The organism is Pantoea dispersa (genome assembly GCF_019890955.1).
Classification (GTDB): Bacteria; Pseudomonadota; Gammaproteobacteria; order Enterobacterales; family Enterobacteriaceae; genus Pantoea; species Pantoea dispersa.
Genome location: NZ_CP082347.1, coordinates 24,108 through 39,193, shown reverse-complemented (window position 1 = coordinate 39,193; position 15,086 = coordinate 24,108). Strand labels below are relative to the sequence as shown.

Here is a 15,086-nt window from a genome sequence, read left to right as displayed (position 1 = left end):
GCAGCCTTCCCAAATTAAACTTCAATAGACTCAGCTATCTCCAGAGCATTATCCACTTCAATACCGAGATAACGGACTGTACTTTCGAGGTTTTTGTGACCTGACAGTAGCTGCATCATTCGAAGATTCTTCAATTTCTTATAGATCAGATATGGCTTGGTTCTTTGCATAGAATGCGTACTGTACAGAGTTCCGTCGAGACCCAGCTTATCAATCCATCCATTAAAAATACGGTTATATTGCCTGGTTGAGATATGTCGTGAAGAACCGACGCGGGACTGGAACAGATAGTCGCTACTACGTAGATGAGCCATTTTGATCCACGCTGCCACAGCCTCTCTGGTTCTCTTAGTCAGTTCAAACTGAACGGGGCTTCCCGTTTTTTGCTGCAGCACTGTCGCTCTGCCCGAAACAGAGTGCCCGTAGGCCACATCAGAAACTTTTAGCTTAAACAGATCACAGCCCCGAAGTTTATTACTGTCCAGAGCCATGTTAAACAGAGCTAAATTGCGTACTTTTCCTTCCAGCTCAAGTCTGATACGGCCCCCCAGATATGAGAGATTTGAAGAGGCCGTTTCTGGCCAATAATACGGCCCTTGTTCCAGGGGGATGTTGTCATGCTCAATCTCCTTAGGGTTAGGAGATGTGATTATGGTTGTCCCATATGAGCGATAAACGGACGTTATTCGTTTTTTTGTTGTTCGTAATCCAGTAAGTATTTATCTAACGGATAAGCAGTACCAAAAGAGTGAATTTCTCCATTATCTTTATCAATTATAAACGGTGCATTTCCAACCAACTGAGCAGAAAACTCACCTGTTTCCAGATACTCCTTCGATTGATAACAATAGAACCAGCCTTCTGAGAATCGTCCATGAAGTGTAATGACGACTGGAATGTCAAAGCCATTAAGGTAATCCAAAGCCTTGTCCATCGCATTTTGATAAGTAATCATTATTCCATTCTCAAACGATAACGTCATATGAACTAGCTGATTTGACCAGCTCCCGACAATCTAACATAGCACGATATCAACAACGTCCGCTCCTGGCACAAAGCGGACAGACGCGGAGCATGGTCCGCTATGAGCGAAGAGTGGACATTTAATGATGACAAATAAATATCAGACATAAAGTCCCTGTTGCGAATCGCGGTTATCGCCGCAGCATCTGCCGCAACCGCTTCTGTTGCCAGCGGCTAATCAGCCCGCGAAAAACAAACGTTCTCATACCACGAATAGCCAGCAGTGCAAACCAGATCCCCGATACCCACAATGACCATACGCTGGCCGGGGCCGTAAAGTGGTTAAGAACAAGCAGTAGCGCACAAACAACGACAGCGGTAATAACCGACCGGTAAAAACGGCCTTCCTCTGCGAGGTTGCTCTTCGCTTCGGCAATTCTCTGGTCGAGCACGTTATCGCCATGCGCGTCAGAGCCGGAAAGATCCGCAACGCTCACCTCAAATACAGCTGCAAGGGCGCTCAGTGTTTCCAGGCTGGGTTGATCGCCATTCTCAATACGCTGCACCGTGCGCACACTCAGTCCGGACAGTTCGGCAAGCTGTTCCTGGGACCATGCCCGCGCAAGACGCCGCGATCTAAATTTGTTTGTATTACTCATATTATGTCTCCAAATGGAAAGTGGTCAGCGCACAGTGTTGCTCAGACAATCCTGCACGCCCACGATCATAACCCGACAGTAACCTGACAACGGTCTGACATGCCGGTTTGAGAGTCTTGAATCCCAAACTTCAGGAGCATATACGGTCGGTTTTAACATACAAGTTCATATGCTACTTCCGCTTTTGGCACAAAGCGGACGTCAACTGACCTGCCCCCCGGATTAAATACAAAACTCAGTTAGTAATGTCGGATCCTTCACTCTCAGAATTACCCTTTCTCCAGCTCGCTGCAAATTCAGACGGCGTCTGATAATTCAGCGTGGAGTGCGGACGACATTCGTTATAATCCTGACGCCATTCGCTGATGGTTTTCCTGGCATGACTGACGTCGCTGAACCAGTTTTCATTCAGGCATTCATCGCGAAAGCGTCCGTTAAAACTCTCAATAAATCCGTTCTGTGTCGGCTTGCCGGGCTGGATAAGTCGCAGCTCCACTCCATGCTCAAAGGCCCACTGATCGAGCGCGCGGCAGGTAAACTCCGGGCCCTGATCGGTTCTTATCGTAGCCGGATAGCCGCGAAACAGCGCAATGCTGTCCAGAATACGCGTGACCTGCACGCCTGAAATCCCGAAGGCAACAGTGACCGTCAGGCATTCCTTTGTGAAGTCATCGACGCAGGTAAAGCACTTGATCCTGCGACCAGTAGCCAGCGCATCCATGACGAAATCCATCGACCAGGTCATGTTGGGCGCCGCCGGGCGGAGCAGCGGTAGACGTTCTGTTGCAAGCCCTTTACGACGACGTCTGCGTTTAACGCCCAGCTCGTTCAGATGATAAAGGCGGTACACGCGCTTGTGATTAACCAGAAGCCCTTCACGGCGCAGTAACTGCCATATGCGGCGGTAGCCAAAGCGCCTGCGCTCCAGTGCCAGTTCAGTAATGCGCCCTGATAAATGGGCATCAGCCGCCGGACGCTGAGCGTCATAGCGGCAGGTCGACAGGGACAAACCTGTGAGTCTGCAGGCACGACGTTGCGACAAACCGGTCGCATCACACATCAACACCACGACTTCGCGCTTCTGGTCTGTCGTCAGTACTTTCGCCCAAGAGCCACCTGAAGCGCCTCCTTATCCAGCATGGCCTCGGCGAGCAGCTTCTTGAGTCTGGCGTTCTCTTCCTCAAGTGACTTCAGGCGCTTAACCTCAGGCACCTCCATGCCGCCATACTTCTTACGCCAGGTATAAAACGTGGCGTCGGAAATGGCGTGCTTACGGCAGAGTTCCCGGGCAGAAACGCCGGCTTCAGCCTCGCGGAGAATACTGATGATCTGTTCGTCGGAAAAACGCTTCTTCATGGGGATGTCCTCATGTGGCTTATGAAGACATTACTAACATCGCGGTGTATTAATCAACGGGGAGCAGGTCACGGACATTCACAGCTTTGCCATGCAGGTCATGCACAATCACCAACCGATCTGTTTCACAGTTACTCCAAAAAGGCAGCGTTGTACACTACAACAGCGAGACATGCTTCTGCTGTAAAATCTGGCGCAGCTCTTTATCAGGTTCGCCATCGACAATCAGCGTACTGGCCAGATCCAGATCCCCAATCGCGAAGGCGGAGGCGGAATTGAGTTTCTCTTTTGACACCATGACAACGGTCTCGGCGGCTCTCCCCGCCAGCGCGCGTTTTATGCCGGCCTCTTCATAGTTGCCGGTCGTGAGACCGGCGGTTTTATGCACGCCGGTAACGCCCATGAAAAACAGATCGGCATTAATACGCGCAGCCGCCTCATGGACAGCCGATCCCACCGCGACCACCGAGTGGCGATAGAGCAGCCCGCCCAGGGTTATCACTTCTACCCGCGGAAAATCCACCAGCGCAACCGCAATACCGGGGCTGTGGGTGATCGCCGTGAAAGCCAGGTCTGCTGGCAGCAACTGCACCAGTTCTGCGGTGGTGGTTCCGCCGTCAATAATCACCACCTGACCGGGTTGAATCAGCTTCACCGCCTTTTGCGCCACACACTGCTTGGAACTCATTTGCACGTTTTTGCGTTTTTCGAAAGATGCCAGCGCGGCTGACACCGGCAGCGCGCCGCCGTGCACGCGCTGTAACAGTCCTTCAGCGGCCAGCTCCCGCAAATCGCGGCGTATTGAGTCCTCGGATATGCCAAAACGCTGACTGAGTTCACCTGACATCACCTGATTTTCAGCCGCCAGAATCTTCAGAATCTGTTGTTTACGCTGGCTCGATAGCATAATTACCGCTCACGTTTTTTCTTGAATTTGCACGATTGTGCATGATAGCGTCTGTTTTGTCATCTTTAGGAGGCAAGCTATGCAGCAGAAAATACGCAATATCCGTGAGCAGCTGTTGTCCGACAACTGGTACACCCTGAAAAAATACACCTTCGAATTGCAGCGCCGTGACGGCTCGTGGCAGGAGCAGCAGCGTGAAGCGTATGATCGCGGTAATGGTGCCGTCGTGCTTCTCTTTAACCGCCAAAAGCGCAGCGTGGTGTTAACCCGCCAGTTTCGTTTGCCGGTTTTTATTAATGGTCACCACGGTTTTTTGATTGAAGCGGCTGCCGGGCTGCTCGATAACGCTTCGCCGGAAACCCGCATTGTCGCGGAGGCAGAAGAAGAAACCGGTTACCGGGTGCAGCATATTGAAAAAGTCATGGAAGCCTTTATGAGTCCGGGTTCGGTTACCGAGAAACTTTATTTCTTCATCGCCGAATATGCTGACGACGATCGCCAGAGCAAAGGCGGTGGCCTTGCCGACGAGGGCGAGGATATTGAAGTACTGGAATGGCCTTTGACTCAGGCGCTGAGCGCAATTCGCAGCGGGGAGATTATGGATGCGAAAACCATCATGTTACTGCAATACGTTGCCATGAATGTTCATTTTGAGGAGCCAATACCATGCTGATCCTGATTGCCGGCCCTGTGCGCAGCGGCACCGAAGGAGACCCGGTTTTAATTCACGCCAATATACAAAAATTAGATGAAGCCGCTCTGCAGGTTTATCACAAAGGGCATACGCCGGTCATTGGAGAATGGCTGGCATTACCTCTTGCCGCCGCCGCAGGTTCACAGGCAATCGGTGATGAAATCAGTGAGGCTTATCTTTATCCGGTTGCACATCGGCTAATTCAACATTGCGACGCGATCTTACGTATGCCGGGCGCGTCGCACGGCGCCGATAACGATATACGGATTGGCAGAGAACGCGGGTTAAACATTTATACTCACATAGATGAGATTCCGCTCGGGTGATTATTCACTCACTGGATGGCGACGATGCCAGCGCGGCCATTCAGGCTTATGGACATTTGGCTTGTCGCCGTCATTCAAACAAGAGTATTTTTCGCGAATAAAACAAACTCATTGATGCCCGGGAAATATGCCAGTCTTGCTGATCGCTTTTTCTCTGCATCGTCTGATGCAGTGATTCATAACATCAGGCGGCCCTACCCGCAGCAGACTGACAACATCGTGCCAGCCTGAGTCAGGCATCTGAATTAATGCTATCGTGTCTGGCTTAACGCCTCACAGGCATGACAACGATAATTGGTACCAGGATGGAAACAGGCATGCTCATTCCGCGCACACCCTCTTCCGGCTGCGATTGCGATAATGACAGCGCAGCCACTCGTACAGAGTTCTGGCGCGATCCGTCGCTGGTTTTTGTCGAAAGTCGTCGCGCGTGTCACAGCCGCGCATGTTACAGACCACACAGTCACCCGACCTTTTCAATTGGCGCAGTTGACGCAGGCGGCAGCCTGTTCACAGGCGCATCCGGTGGTCCCTGTTCTTTACAACCTGGAATGATGGTTTTTATTCCCGCCGGCGCGGTTCACTCCTGTAATCCATTGCCCCATAAGCACTGGAGCTATCAGATGTTACATATAGATGCCGCGTGGTTAAATGCTTTACTTGCTGAAATGGACGATGTTTCAGGCAGCTTCATCAGTCAAGGTGAAGTTCGGGTGACGAATAATCAGGAGCGCTATCATCGCTTCTGTGAACTGAATAACCTCCTGTTTTCGACTGCCAGTACAGAAGACAAAAATACAGCGCTAATCGAGTTTATTGGCGACAGTAAATATGGCACCGGCCCGGTGAAAGCCTTTCCTGTCATGGCGTCTGACATCAGTCGGGCATTACACAACGTGATTGAAGTATTGCAGCAGGCTGAAAGGCAGCCGTGGGCGTTGTCGGAGCTGGCAAGCCTTTCAGGCTTGAGTCGTTATCAGCTCATCAGAGCATTTCGCGCTGCGACTGGCATGACACCGCATGCTTATCAGCTTAATTTGCGCATAAATAAAGCACGTCACTGGCTTCAGTCAGGCTGTGACATTACCGATATCGCTTACCGGCTGGGTTTCGCTGACCAGAGTCATTTTCAGCGCGTATTTAAGGCCCACACTGGCGTAACGCCAGGCTGCTATCGAACCTGAGCAAGTGCAATTTTGTTCAATACAATCCTGCCCGGGAGCTGCACCCTGTTAAAAATTTTTAAGAGGGTAATACCGTGTTGCAGCAATTTCTTATCGTGGCAGCAGCGCATTTTCTGGCGTTGCTGTCGCCCGGCCCGGATTTTTTTCTCGTGGCACGCACCTCAATCAGAGCCGGCTGGCGGCGCGCCGCCAATGTCTGCCTGGGGATAGCCATAGCGAACGGCGTGTTTATACTGGCTGCCTTCAGCGGTATCACGCTTTTCCATCCTGAGAGCATCAGTTTTATCGTTATTCAGCTCGCGGGCTGTGCTTATTTACTCTATGTCGGTCTGCTTTTTATCCGCTTTGCTGGCATGAGCTCATTGTCTGCCTGCAGCGTCAAAACAGCGGAATCAGTAACTCAGCCTGCTGGTGCCTCGAACCATTACCGTGAACTGGGCATGGGTTTTCTCTCCGGAATACTCAATCCCAAGAATGCGCTGTTTTACGTGAGTCTGGCCACGCTTATTGGTGGTGGCGATGCGATGGTGAATGTGAAAGTCGTCTATGGCATATGGATGTTTAGTGTCGTGCTGCTATGGGATTTACTGGTCGCCGCTTTCATTGGCAATCGTCTGGTACTCCAGCACTTTTCCCGTTTATTACCCTGGCTGGAACGTATCTCAGGAATGATGTTGATTGGCCTGGCATTGAGTGTCATCGTGGTTAATTTAATTTCGATAGTCTGACAGACAGTAACGGGGTTCCATTTTTTATTGCACAAACCATTGCCTTTGCTGATGGCAAAGCCACTATCACCTTTTAGATGAAGGCATTATTTATGAGTGATTCTGCATCTACATCCATCGGTCTGCTGCTGTTCCCTGCGCTTACGCAGCTTGACCTGACCGGTCCGTTTGAAGTCTTTTCGCGGGCACCAGACACGAAAGTGCATCTCATCTGGAAAAATCTGGACCTTGTGGTGTCAGACCGGGGGATGGCGATTCAGCCAACCACCACGTTCGACGCGTGTCCCGCGCTGGATATCATATGTATTCCCGGCGGGCCGGGGCAGATAAACCTGATGGAGGATGAAGAAGTCCTGTCGTTTATCCGGGCTAAAAGTAAACAGGCGAAGCTGGTAACGTCAGTATGCACCGGATCGCTTGTGCTGGGCGCGGCCGGGCTTCTTGAGGGATATAAAGCGACGACGCACTGGGCTTCGCTGGATCAGCTGGCGCTATTGGGCGCAGAGCCAGTAAATGAGCGCGTTGTACGCGACCGCAATCGCATAACGGGCGCCGGTGTGACTTCAGGTATCGATTTTGCCCTCAGCGTCGTATCAGAGATGTTCGGACCGAATATCGCGCAAAACATTCAGCTGCATATGGAATATGACCCTGCCCCGCCCTTTGACTGTGGCTCGCCCCGCTCCGCATCTGAAGAACAGCTGAAAAAAGCTCAGCAACAGGTTGCGCCATTTATTGAAAAGCGGCGGCAGGCGACGCTGAAAGCCGCAGCCAGACTGCAGAAATAACGGGGCGGCACGGAGCGGACTTCCCCACCGACCGATGCCTCGATGAGCGAAAAACGGACCTACAGGTAACAGTGAATAGGCTTCGGTCGTCATAAATTTATTTTGCATTAAAGAACGTGCCCTTCAGAAATTACACCGTTACGTGGCTTGCGATGATAGGGTGACATTCTTGCCACATTAAGAGGAAAAACGAATGATTGTAAGGACCTGGCACGGTTGTGTTCCGCTCAAACACGCTGAAGATTTTGCGAAACACCTTGAGAAGACAGGTGTGGAACATTCACGAAGCATTGCCGGGAATATAGGCGCTTATGTGCGCAGGGAAACACAGGGTGACTGGGAGCATTTCTTTCTGGCAACTTACTGGAAGGATCTGCAGTCAGTAAAGACCTTCGCGGGAGAAAACTATCACGTGGCAGTGACGTATCCGGATGACGAACAATTTGAGTTACTTTCCGATCCGTACGTTTTTCAGCACACCGTGGAAACCGTTTTACCGCTTTAACCCCCTTTCAGGGCGACTTAGCGGTGATCCTGATGCGTTTCTAAATTAATACCAGGCGTCAATGTCCGCTTTGCGCGACGAGCGGACATTTCTTTCAGTAGTCACGAGCCGGCAGGCGCACCCTTGGGTTCAGAGGCTGAGCAGTGGAATGCCCGCGTTCAGAGTGAGTCCCAGACATGTCCGGCTTATTACATTACTGATATTTCAGAAATGAGTTGATGGTTAAGATTGCCGCCTCGCTCTATATTTCAATTAGGCAATACATACTACTAAGGACATCTGTCATGCTCATGCAACGCACGCTCAAAACAACCTTTGCTCTGATGATTGGTTTCGCCGTTTTTGTTGCACCGGCTTATGCAAACCCTGGCAATGGCAATGGCAATGGCAATGGCAATGGCAATGGCAATGGCAATGGCAATCACGGTAATAATGGCGCGCACGGAAATAAAGAGCAGGGTTACGCATCGTCGAAAAACGAACATGGACATCGCAAGAACGCCCGACACCCCGATCATGTTCAATCTGATATCAGCTTCTCTCAGGCACGAGCGCTCGCCGTCAACTATGGTTTGGTAGGCTATCAATCTCTGCCGCCGGGAATCGCTAAGAAAGTGGCGCGTGGGAAAGCATTGCCACCGGGTATTGCTAAGAAAAATTTGCCAGCATCCATGATAAATGCGCTGCCTCATTACCCCGGCTACGAGTGGCGCGCGGTTGGAGATGATTTAGTGCTTATTGCGTTGAGCACAGCAGTTGTGACCGCCGTGATTAACGGTGTGTTCAACTAACCACAGACTGCAAGCCCGGCTAAAAGAGATCGCCGGCAAAGTCATCTATACGCAAACAACCTGTTTCCCGAATTGCTTGCAAATCAAACGGATGATGTCCGCTTTTCGCTCAAAGCGGACATCGGTCTGTTCGTCAATTCGTTCTATGGCAAAAGCCGATGTTTACGATTATCCGACTCAAATGCCCCCAGACGAAACTCACATACTGCTGTATTTAGCGGCTATTTACTGAGTGGGAAAAGGTGAATCAAATTAGCGGCCAGGGGATAAATACCTAATGATCGCGTTGAAGCCCTGAGGTCGTCAATGGAGGCGCCTTCTTTCGGCATGCTTCCTCCCCACACCGTAATTCCTTCCGAAAGATGCGACGGGCGCTGCTGGCTTTCGTCACTAATTTCAATAGTTTCACCATTACTTAATGTGATAATCAAAGATGCAACATCCTGTGTTTCGGATGTTCCATTTTCTTTTTTAAGTGTAATTTTCATTAGCCTTTTCTCCGTGATGATAATTTATATAACTATAATACCAGGCGTTTGGCTCCCTCGCACGATTATTACTTAAATGTTTGGTTCCCTTCTCGCTCATCGCGGGCATTTGCGAATTATAAAAATGATAATTAAAAAAATTGGTTATTACAAAGTTGAATAATCCGTTATCTCTTTCATGCCTAATAAATAACTTTAGCTGAGGAGGAATGTTGTCAGACGATGGCCAAAATGCCTCGAAGCTTGATATCTCTCTGCTGCGTCAGGTGATTTTTGTGCGGCTTCGTGCCTTGAAAAAGAGATGCTGCGCATGTGCATCAAACTGGATAAGCAGTGGGCAAATATCTGTCGGAGTTACGCTGATGTATCATAAGCGTGGTAATGCCAGATATAGTCAGCCACAGACAGGCAGTTTTCGTTCTCCCTCTTCCCACCGCCTGAATGTGTCTTAGCTCTTCTGAGTTACCTGACTTTCAGGGTTTCAGAATGACTTTTGTCCAGCCATTATCACGATCATCAAAATGCTTATAGCCTTCGGCAGCGTCCGCCAGAGCGAGACGATGGGAGATGATCTGCGCCGGATTGGCCCTGCCCTGATGGATAAGCCTTGCGAGCTGGCGGTTGTACGCTTTGACATTACACTGACCGGTCTTGATTGACTGACCTTTGAACCAGAAATTCCCAAAATCGAATGGCACTTTACCCTCTTTGGCCAGGTCGGTCGCGCCTCCGGGATCCTGCGGAACAAAAACGCCGACCGCACCGATGCCGCCCGTGGCCTTGGTTGACGCGACAAGGCTGTTAAGCGTGGCAGAGTTATCCTCGTGGCCATGTTTATTGCAGCATTGATAGCCTACACACTCGCAACCGCAATCCGTGCCGCGCCCGTCGGTTAACTCGAGAATTTTATTTACGGCCTCATCGCCCACACCATTGATCGCTACTGCGCCCAGTTGTTCGGCCAGCGCCAGCCTGTCCGGATGGGTATCAACCACAAACACCTGCGATGCGCCTTTGATCATGGCCGAGTGAGCCGCCATCAAGCCGACCGGGCCTGCGCCGTAAATTGCCACACTCTCTCCGGGGCGCAATCCTGCCAGTTCAGTGGCATGCCAGCCGGTGGGGAAGATGTCGGAAAGTAAAACGTAGTCCTCCTCTTTTTCTACCGCATCCGGCGGCAGCACCAGACAGTTAAAGTCAGCATAGGGAACACGCAGTAACTCCGCCTGTCCGCCATCCCATTCGCCCATTTCAGCAAAGCCATAGGCGGCACCGGCCGTACCCGGATTTGCCGTCAGGCAGTAGCCGGTTAACCCTTTCTCGCAATTTTCACAGAATCCGCAGCCGACATTAAAGGGCAGGCAGACATAATCGCCAACTTTGACCCGCTCAACCGCGCTGCCGATTTCAATGACCTGCCCCAGATTTTCATGGCCAAAGATGCGACCCTGTTCGAAGCTGGTTCGTCCTTCGTACATATGCAGATCCGAACCGCAGATATTGGTGGTGGTAATACGGACAAGCACATCGGTAGGGCGAACGATTTTGGGATCCGGAACCTCTTTGACTGAAACGTCAAAAGGTCCGTTATAGACAACTGCTTTCATGATGTTCTCCTCACGTGCATGATCAGTTATGAAGGCTGCGGCTGCGTGACGCTTTGCGGTCGCCTCCCTCTCAGTGATGCTGCTTTTTCAATCAAACGGCTTGATTGAATGTGTAAGTGTAGAACAGCGCATGAAGTCGACTGGTGGTATTAATATTATGTAACTCTATGAATTGTAAGCGCCGTTTCGCTAAACGTCTTTTGTCTCCGCCTTCTTCCAGACCCCTGGCGCACCACACCGCTACGCTGACTTAGCCTTGTGCTGAATCCCGTAACCGCTATTGCCCTCAACCTCCGCCCGGCTATTCCCTGCTTTTTATCCAGCGACCCGGTGCGGCGTTGTCCGGACTGACGTTTATCCTGAAGGAAAAGCGCACCTTGCTGAGTGCCACGACTTACATCATTATTTTTCTGCACTTCATCCTGAGTTCAGTATTTGCCGTGCGTTAATCGTCATTGATTTTTCCTGAACCCCGACGCACTTCCAGCATAAGCAGGCGCTTTTATTACCACATAAAAAAGCCCACTCCAGGGTGGGCTTAAGCGTACACACGGTGACCAGCGTCATGCAATTAATCAAATATACCGGAGGGGCAGTAATTGCCTTCCCAGCCAACTATCTTAGCGCCTGGATCCAGATCTCTCACCGATACGCTATCCCCGCCAAATTCTGAGCCAGTGACGACGATATCGTAATCATGATTTGGCTGAGGAATGAATCTGGTGGAGACAGAACGTTCTGTATTTTGGTAGTAGCCCGGCTGAGTCCAGTAATGAATTATACTTATCAGTTGCCCCGGCTTGATAGTAAATTCATTAATGAAAACCCCCTTATTGTTACTTGATTCTGGCATTCCGATTTTTTTATTTCCTGAAACAGGAATACCGAGAATAGCCAGACCAGCCGTAACCCGGCGCTCTAAAACTTTTTTATAACAGCCACTCGGTTGTTTTTCGTAAAATTGCAGGGCTGTATTGCCCTCAGATGCAGCACGAACCCTGGCTGCATCTGAACCTTTATAGTCTTCCAGAGAAGGCCTAAACCCAGCCGAACATCCACTTAACAACGTTACTATTATTCCCGTAATAACCAGTTTTCCATACATGCGCATCTCCTTACGTTTCTGTCGTTCATGTTTTTATCGGCCTGTGGGTGTGAAATCTTTAACAGAAATTAAGCCAGCCATCCGGAGATAATCTGTCCCTGAGATACCTGCCTGATACCTGAACAATGTCCGATCCCGGCACAAAGCGGACAGACTGACTGAGCTTGAAGTCCGCTATGAGCGAAAAGCGGACACTTAAAACTGATATTTGTTAGATTGATTACAGAGAACTAAATGATTAACATCTGCTCTTTCGGACTAAGAAAATGACTGTTAACGATTCTCTCTTCGCATTCTCTCTCGCAGCATTGTTACTTACCCTGACCCCCGGCCTTGATACGGCACTTATTCTGCGCACTGCTTGTGGAGAGGGCGGCAAAAAGGCTTTTCACGCTGCGCTTGGCATTGATGCTGGCTGTTTTTTATGGGGGGCGCTGGTCGCATTAGGCCTTGGTGCTCTTCTGGTGGTTTCAGAAATGGCTTATACGGTGCTTAAAGTTTGTGGCGCGGTCTACCTGAGCTGGCTGGGTTTACAACTGCTGTTACGTCCCCGATCATCTTTCAGTGATGGCGATGATGACAATGGTTTTCAGGGGAACTGGTTTATCAGAGGAATGTTGGGAAATGTGCTAAACCCTAAAATGGGCATTTTTTATGTTTCCTTTTTGCCGCAGTTCATACCTGCCGGTCACTCTCCTTTTATATGGACTTTTATCCTGGTCAGCATCCACGTGGCGATTGGGACTATATGGTCAGTCACACTCATTTTAAGCACGCATTTTGCGTCAGCCATTTTGAAGAAAAATCGCGTTGTCCAGATGATGGACAGAGCAACAGGGGGCTTATTTTTATGCTTCGCGGCTAAACTTGCTATGAGCACAAGATAGCCGGCTGGACTGGCTGAAAACGTCCGCTTCTGGCACAAAGCGGGCGGGATCAGATAAACGTCCGCTCTGAGCGAAAAGCGGACCTTTTTATTTTATAGTAATAACGCCCCGCATGGTCAGGTTATAGTAATACCTCTCGCCCTTAGACTGCGTCTGCTTGAGTCGATAGCTTCAAGAAGGCGGAGGCGGCTTTCACTAAGATGAATGGCGAGTAATTCTGCTGCTTTCTCAGTATCCTGCGAGCGAAGCGCAGCAATTATTTCGCGATGATCCTCCCAGGCGGGATTCGACGGTGCTTTGTCCAGCCATCTTGCCCGTGAAAGCCGGCGCAGAGCATCGCTTATCCCATCGATAATAAACGCATTCTGACACAGACGGGCCAGCTGTAGATGGAATCGTGTTCCGGCATCGTCCATAATATCTTCAGCTGCATCAGCAGCTTTCTCTTTGAGCAGGGTTTCCAGACTGCTGATTTGTTCTTCCGCCATTTGGCCGGCTGTAAGTTTTAATGCCGCAACTTCCAGTACTTCCCGGTAAATACACAGCTGTTCAACTTCCGCGATATCGATCGGTGCCACCATCCAGCGTATTCCGTCACGACATACCAGCCCTTCTGACTCCAGCTTTTGTAATGCGGCTCGCACAGGTGTCCGGGACGCGTTAAACGTCGCTTCAGCCCAGCGCTCTGTCAACCGTTCTCCCGGTCCCAGCTCCATGCTCAGAATTAGTTTTCGTAACTGGTTTTCAACCTCTGATGCCTGACTCATGACGGCAATGTTCTCCCATAAATTGACAGTAAAATGCACAACCTGTATGGTATACCAACTTGGTATACCAAAAAAGAGCGCTTTTATGACCCGACTCTATAACAGCTTTTGGCAGCGAAATCTGATCGTTTGCTTCATTGGCTCATTCTCAACCGTATTCGCAATGACTCTAATGCTGCCTTTCCTCCCCTTGTATGTTGAAGAGCTTGGTGTTCACGGGCATGCCGCAGTTGTTCAATGGTCTGGTGTGGCATTCTGCGCAACGTTTATTACCGCCGGCCTGATCGCCCCGGTGTGGGGAAGACTTGGTGACAGATATGGACGCAAGTCGATGCTCGTGAGAGCCAGTCTGGGCATGGCGGTTACGGTATCTCTTATGGGGCTGGTAACCAATATCTGGCAACTTGTCGGTCTGCGGTTGTTGGTAGGACTGGCTGGCGGTTATTCCTCCGGCGCGACAATTCTTATTGCGGTCCAGGCTCCCAGAGAACGTGCAGCGTGGGCGCTCGGGATAGTTTCATCCGGTGTAATGGCAGGGAATCTTGCCGGTCCGCTTGCCGGGGGATGGCTACCCGGCCTGATTGGAATTCGATCCACATTTCTTTGTGCCGGCGCGCTGATATTTTTAGCTTTCCTCATGACACTTCTTCTTATCCGGGAAGAGGTGAAAAAACCTTCGGATGTAGCCACTCAGCCCCGGGTTGGCTGGTCGCAGATACCCGCACGGTCTGCAGTTGTCGGCATGCTTTGCACCGGCCTGCTGCTGATGCTGGCTAACATGTCAATTGAACCCATTATCACGGTCTATGTAAGAACCCTCGTCAGTGACGCGTCTCAGATAACCAAAGTTGCAGGATATGTGATGGCGGCAGCGGCATTGGGAAGCATTATTTCCGCCTCCTGGCTTGGGAAGCTGGCAGACAGGATAGGGCACTTGCGCATTATCGCACTTGCGTTAACTGCGGCCGGTTTGTTGCTGATCCCTCAGGCATTTGTCACGTCCGGGTGGCAACTGATTGCCCTGCGTTTCCTTATGGGGCTGGCACTTGGCGGCCTGTTGCCATGTATTGCGGCAGTGATACGTCATCGCGTACCAGAAGAAATGGTGGGGAGCATTCTTGGTTATTCCGTCGCAGCGCAGTTCGCCGGACAGTTCATCGGGCCGCTGATTGGGGGGGTTGTCGGTGGACATATCGGAATGCGAGCCGTCTTCCTGGCAACCAGCTGCCTCCTGCTGCTCGGAGCGGCGTGGAACCTCAAAATACAACGCCAGTCATCGACGCGCTGACTGGCCGCATTATCCTTTACCTGCAAATTTCGGAGATTTTATG

At 50.6% G+C, this 15,086-nt stretch carries 17 protein-coding genes and 1 pseudogene; 9 read left to right on the top strand and 9 right to left on the bottom strand.

Going from position 1 to position 15,086, the window contains the following annotated elements; translation table 11 throughout:
- Positions 1-14: 14 nt before the first annotated feature.
- The 5 genes and pseudogenes from K7H94_RS18905 to K7H94_RS18885 form a co-directional block, all read right to left on the bottom strand.
- Positions 15-619, bottom strand: a pseudogene (locus tag K7H94_RS18905) (tyrosine-type recombinase/integrase).
- A gap of 63 nt (positions 620-682) precedes the next feature.
- Positions 683-955 (bottom strand): YrhB domain-containing protein, encoded by a 273-nt coding sequence (locus K7H94_RS18900; RefSeq protein ID WP_222952252.1) that lies wholly within the window; start codon positions 953-955, stop codon positions 683-685.
- 199 nt (positions 956-1,154) lie between these two features.
- On the bottom strand, positions 1,155-1,622 hold the full coding sequence (locus tag K7H94_RS18895) for a helix-turn-helix domain-containing protein (protein ID WP_222952251.1): 468 nt from the start codon (positions 1,620-1,622) through the stop codon (positions 1,155-1,157).
- A gap of 235 nt (positions 1,623-1,857) precedes the next feature.
- Positions 1,858-2,978, bottom strand: a protein-coding gene (locus K7H94_RS18890) for an IS3 family transposase (protein ID WP_222952151.1) whose coding sequence is annotated in 2 segments (ribosomal slippage) — positions 1,858-2,720 and positions 2,720-2,978 — 1,122 coding nt in all. Because the reading frame shifts where the segments join, the coding sequence is not laid out codon by codon here.
- A 157-nt stretch (positions 2,979-3,135) separates the two neighbouring features.
- Positions 3,136-3,885: a DeoR/GlpR family DNA-binding transcription regulator gene (locus K7H94_RS18885; RefSeq protein ID WP_222952250.1), complete on the bottom strand. Its 750-nt coding sequence runs from the start codon at positions 3,883-3,885 to the stop codon at positions 3,136-3,138.
- Positions 3,886-3,964: 79 nt separating this feature from the next.
- On the opposite strand from K7H94_RS18885, the gene K7H94_RS18880 reads away from it, so the two are divergent.
- The 7 genes from K7H94_RS18880 to K7H94_RS18850 all read left to right on the top strand — a co-directional run bounded on the left by K7H94_RS18880 (position 3,965) and on the right by K7H94_RS18850 (position 8,901).
- Positions 3,965-4,558, top strand: coding sequence for an NUDIX domain-containing protein (locus K7H94_RS18880; RefSeq protein WP_222952249.1), 594 nt, complete (start codon positions 3,965-3,967; stop codon positions 4,556-4,558).
- Positions 4,552-4,905, top strand: coding sequence for an NUDIX hydrolase (locus tag K7H94_RS18875; RefSeq protein ID WP_222952248.1), 354 nt, complete (start codon positions 4,552-4,554; stop codon positions 4,903-4,905). Before K7H94_RS18880 ends, K7H94_RS18875 begins: the two co-directional genes overlap by 7 nt.
- A 317-nt stretch (positions 4,906-5,222) precedes the next feature.
- On the top strand, positions 5,223-6,089 hold the full coding sequence (locus K7H94_RS18870) for an AraC family transcriptional regulator (protein ID WP_141495776.1): 867 nt from the start codon (positions 5,223-5,225) through the stop codon (positions 6,087-6,089).
- A gap of 77 nt (positions 6,090-6,166) precedes the next feature.
- Positions 6,167-6,817, top strand: coding sequence for a LysE family translocator (locus tag K7H94_RS18865; RefSeq protein ID WP_058759240.1), 651 nt, complete (start codon positions 6,167-6,169; stop codon positions 6,815-6,817).
- A gap of 92 nt (positions 6,818-6,909) precedes the next feature.
- Positions 6,910-7,605 (top strand): DJ-1/PfpI family protein, encoded by a 696-nt coding sequence (locus K7H94_RS18860; protein WP_222952247.1) that lies wholly within the window; start codon positions 6,910-6,912, stop codon positions 7,603-7,605.
- 193 nt (positions 7,606-7,798) lie between these two features.
- Positions 7,799-8,110, top strand: coding sequence for a hypothetical protein (locus tag K7H94_RS18855; protein WP_088517478.1), 312 nt, complete (start codon positions 7,799-7,801; stop codon positions 8,108-8,110).
- Between the two features lie 284 nt (positions 8,111-8,394).
- The gene (locus tag K7H94_RS18850; RefSeq protein ID WP_150360138.1) at positions 8,395-8,901 is read left to right on the top strand and encodes an anti-virulence regulator CigR family protein; all 507 of its coding nucleotides are present in this window, start codon (positions 8,395-8,397) and stop codon (positions 8,899-8,901) included.
- Between the two features lie 221 nt (positions 8,902-9,122).
- Here K7H94_RS18850 and K7H94_RS18845 read toward each other — a convergent pair whose 3' ends face one another.
- From K7H94_RS18845 to K7H94_RS18835, 3 genes are all read right to left on the bottom strand, one after another.
- Positions 9,123-9,389, bottom strand: coding sequence for a hypothetical protein (locus K7H94_RS18845; RefSeq protein WP_104187669.1), 267 nt, complete (start codon positions 9,387-9,389; stop codon positions 9,123-9,125).
- A gap of 473 nt (positions 9,390-9,862) precedes the next feature.
- On the bottom strand, positions 9,863-10,996 hold the full coding sequence (locus tag K7H94_RS18840) for a glutathione-independent formaldehyde dehydrogenase (protein ID WP_104093481.1): 1,134 nt from the start codon (positions 10,994-10,996) through the stop codon (positions 9,863-9,865).
- A 571-nt stretch (positions 10,997-11,567) separates the two neighbouring features.
- Positions 11,568-12,101, bottom strand: a complete 534-nt coding sequence (locus tag K7H94_RS18835) for a hypothetical protein (protein WP_021508788.1) — start codon at positions 12,099-12,101, stop codon at positions 11,568-11,570.
- Between the two features lie 266 nt (positions 12,102-12,367).
- Between K7H94_RS18835 and K7H94_RS18830 the strand changes: the two genes are divergently transcribed.
- On the top strand, positions 12,368-12,988 hold the full coding sequence (locus K7H94_RS18830) for a LysE family translocator (protein WP_222952246.1): 621 nt from the start codon (positions 12,368-12,370) through the stop codon (positions 12,986-12,988).
- A gap of 116 nt (positions 12,989-13,104) precedes the next feature.
- Here the strand turns inward: K7H94_RS18830 and K7H94_RS18825 are convergent, their stop codons facing one another.
- On the bottom strand, positions 13,105-13,755 hold the full coding sequence (locus K7H94_RS18825; RefSeq protein ID WP_222952245.1) for a GntR family transcriptional regulator: 651 nt from the start codon (positions 13,753-13,755) through the stop codon (positions 13,105-13,107).
- 85 nt (positions 13,756-13,840) lie between these two features.
- On the opposite strand from K7H94_RS18825, the gene K7H94_RS18820 reads away from it, so the two are divergent.
- A complete protein-coding gene (locus tag K7H94_RS18820) occupies positions 13,841-15,043 on the top strand; it encodes an MFS transporter (RefSeq protein ID WP_222952244.1) in 1,203 nt (400 codons plus the stop codon).
- Positions 15,044-15,086 lie beyond the last annotated feature (43 nt).

What these genes read in the sequence shown, in the direction of transcription:
- K7H94_RS18880 (WP_222952249.1), top strand. Translation starts at nt 3,965, where the DNA reads ATGCAGCAGAAAATACGCAATATCCGTGAGCAGCTGTTGTCCGACAAC.
- K7H94_RS18885 (WP_222952250.1), bottom strand. Translation starts at nt 3,885, where the DNA reads ATGCTATCGAGCCAGCGTAAACAACAGATTCTGAAGATTCTGGCGGCT.
- K7H94_RS18840 (WP_104093481.1), bottom strand. Translation starts at nt 10,996, where the DNA reads ATGAAAGCAGTTGTCTATAACGGACCTTTTGACGTTTCAGTCAAAGAG.
- K7H94_RS18830 (WP_222952246.1), top strand. Translation starts at nt 12,368, where the DNA reads ATGACTGTTAACGATTCTCTCTTCGCATTCTCTCTCGCAGCATTGTTA.
- K7H94_RS18875 (WP_222952248.1), top strand. Translation starts at nt 4,552, where the DNA reads ATGCTGATCCTGATTGCCGGCCCTGTGCGCAGCGGCACCGAAGGAGAC.
- K7H94_RS18850 (WP_150360138.1), top strand. Translation starts at nt 8,395, where the DNA reads ATGCTCATGCAACGCACGCTCAAAACAACCTTTGCTCTGATGATTGGT.
- K7H94_RS18845 (WP_104187669.1), bottom strand. Translation starts at nt 9,389, where the DNA reads ATGAAAATTACACTTAAAAAAGAAAATGGAACATCCGAAACACAGGAT.
- K7H94_RS18870 (WP_141495776.1), top strand. Translation starts at nt 5,223, where the DNA reads ATGCTCATTCCGCGCACACCCTCTTCCGGCTGCGATTGCGATAATGAC.
- K7H94_RS18825 (WP_222952245.1), bottom strand. Translation starts at nt 13,755, where the DNA reads ATGAGTCAGGCATCAGAGGTTGAAAACCAGTTACGAAAACTAATTCTG.
- K7H94_RS18900 (WP_222952252.1), bottom strand. Translation starts at nt 955, where the DNA reads ATGATTACTTATCAAAATGCGATGGACAAGGCTTTGGATTACCTTAAT.
- K7H94_RS18820 (WP_222952244.1), top strand. Translation starts at nt 13,841, where the DNA reads ATGACCCGACTCTATAACAGCTTTTGGCAGCGAAATCTGATCGTTTGC.
- K7H94_RS18860 (WP_222952247.1), top strand. Translation starts at nt 6,910, where the DNA reads ATGAGTGATTCTGCATCTACATCCATCGGTCTGCTGCTGTTCCCTGCG.
- K7H94_RS18835 (WP_021508788.1), bottom strand. Translation starts at nt 12,101, where the DNA reads ATGTATGGAAAACTGGTTATTACGGGAATAATAGTAACGTTGTTAAGT.
- K7H94_RS18855 (WP_088517478.1), top strand. Translation starts at nt 7,799, where the DNA reads ATGATTGTAAGGACCTGGCACGGTTGTGTTCCGCTCAAACACGCTGAA.
- K7H94_RS18895 (WP_222952251.1), bottom strand. Translation starts at nt 1,622, where the DNA reads ATGAGTAATACAAACAAATTTAGATCGCGGCGTCTTGCGCGGGCATGG.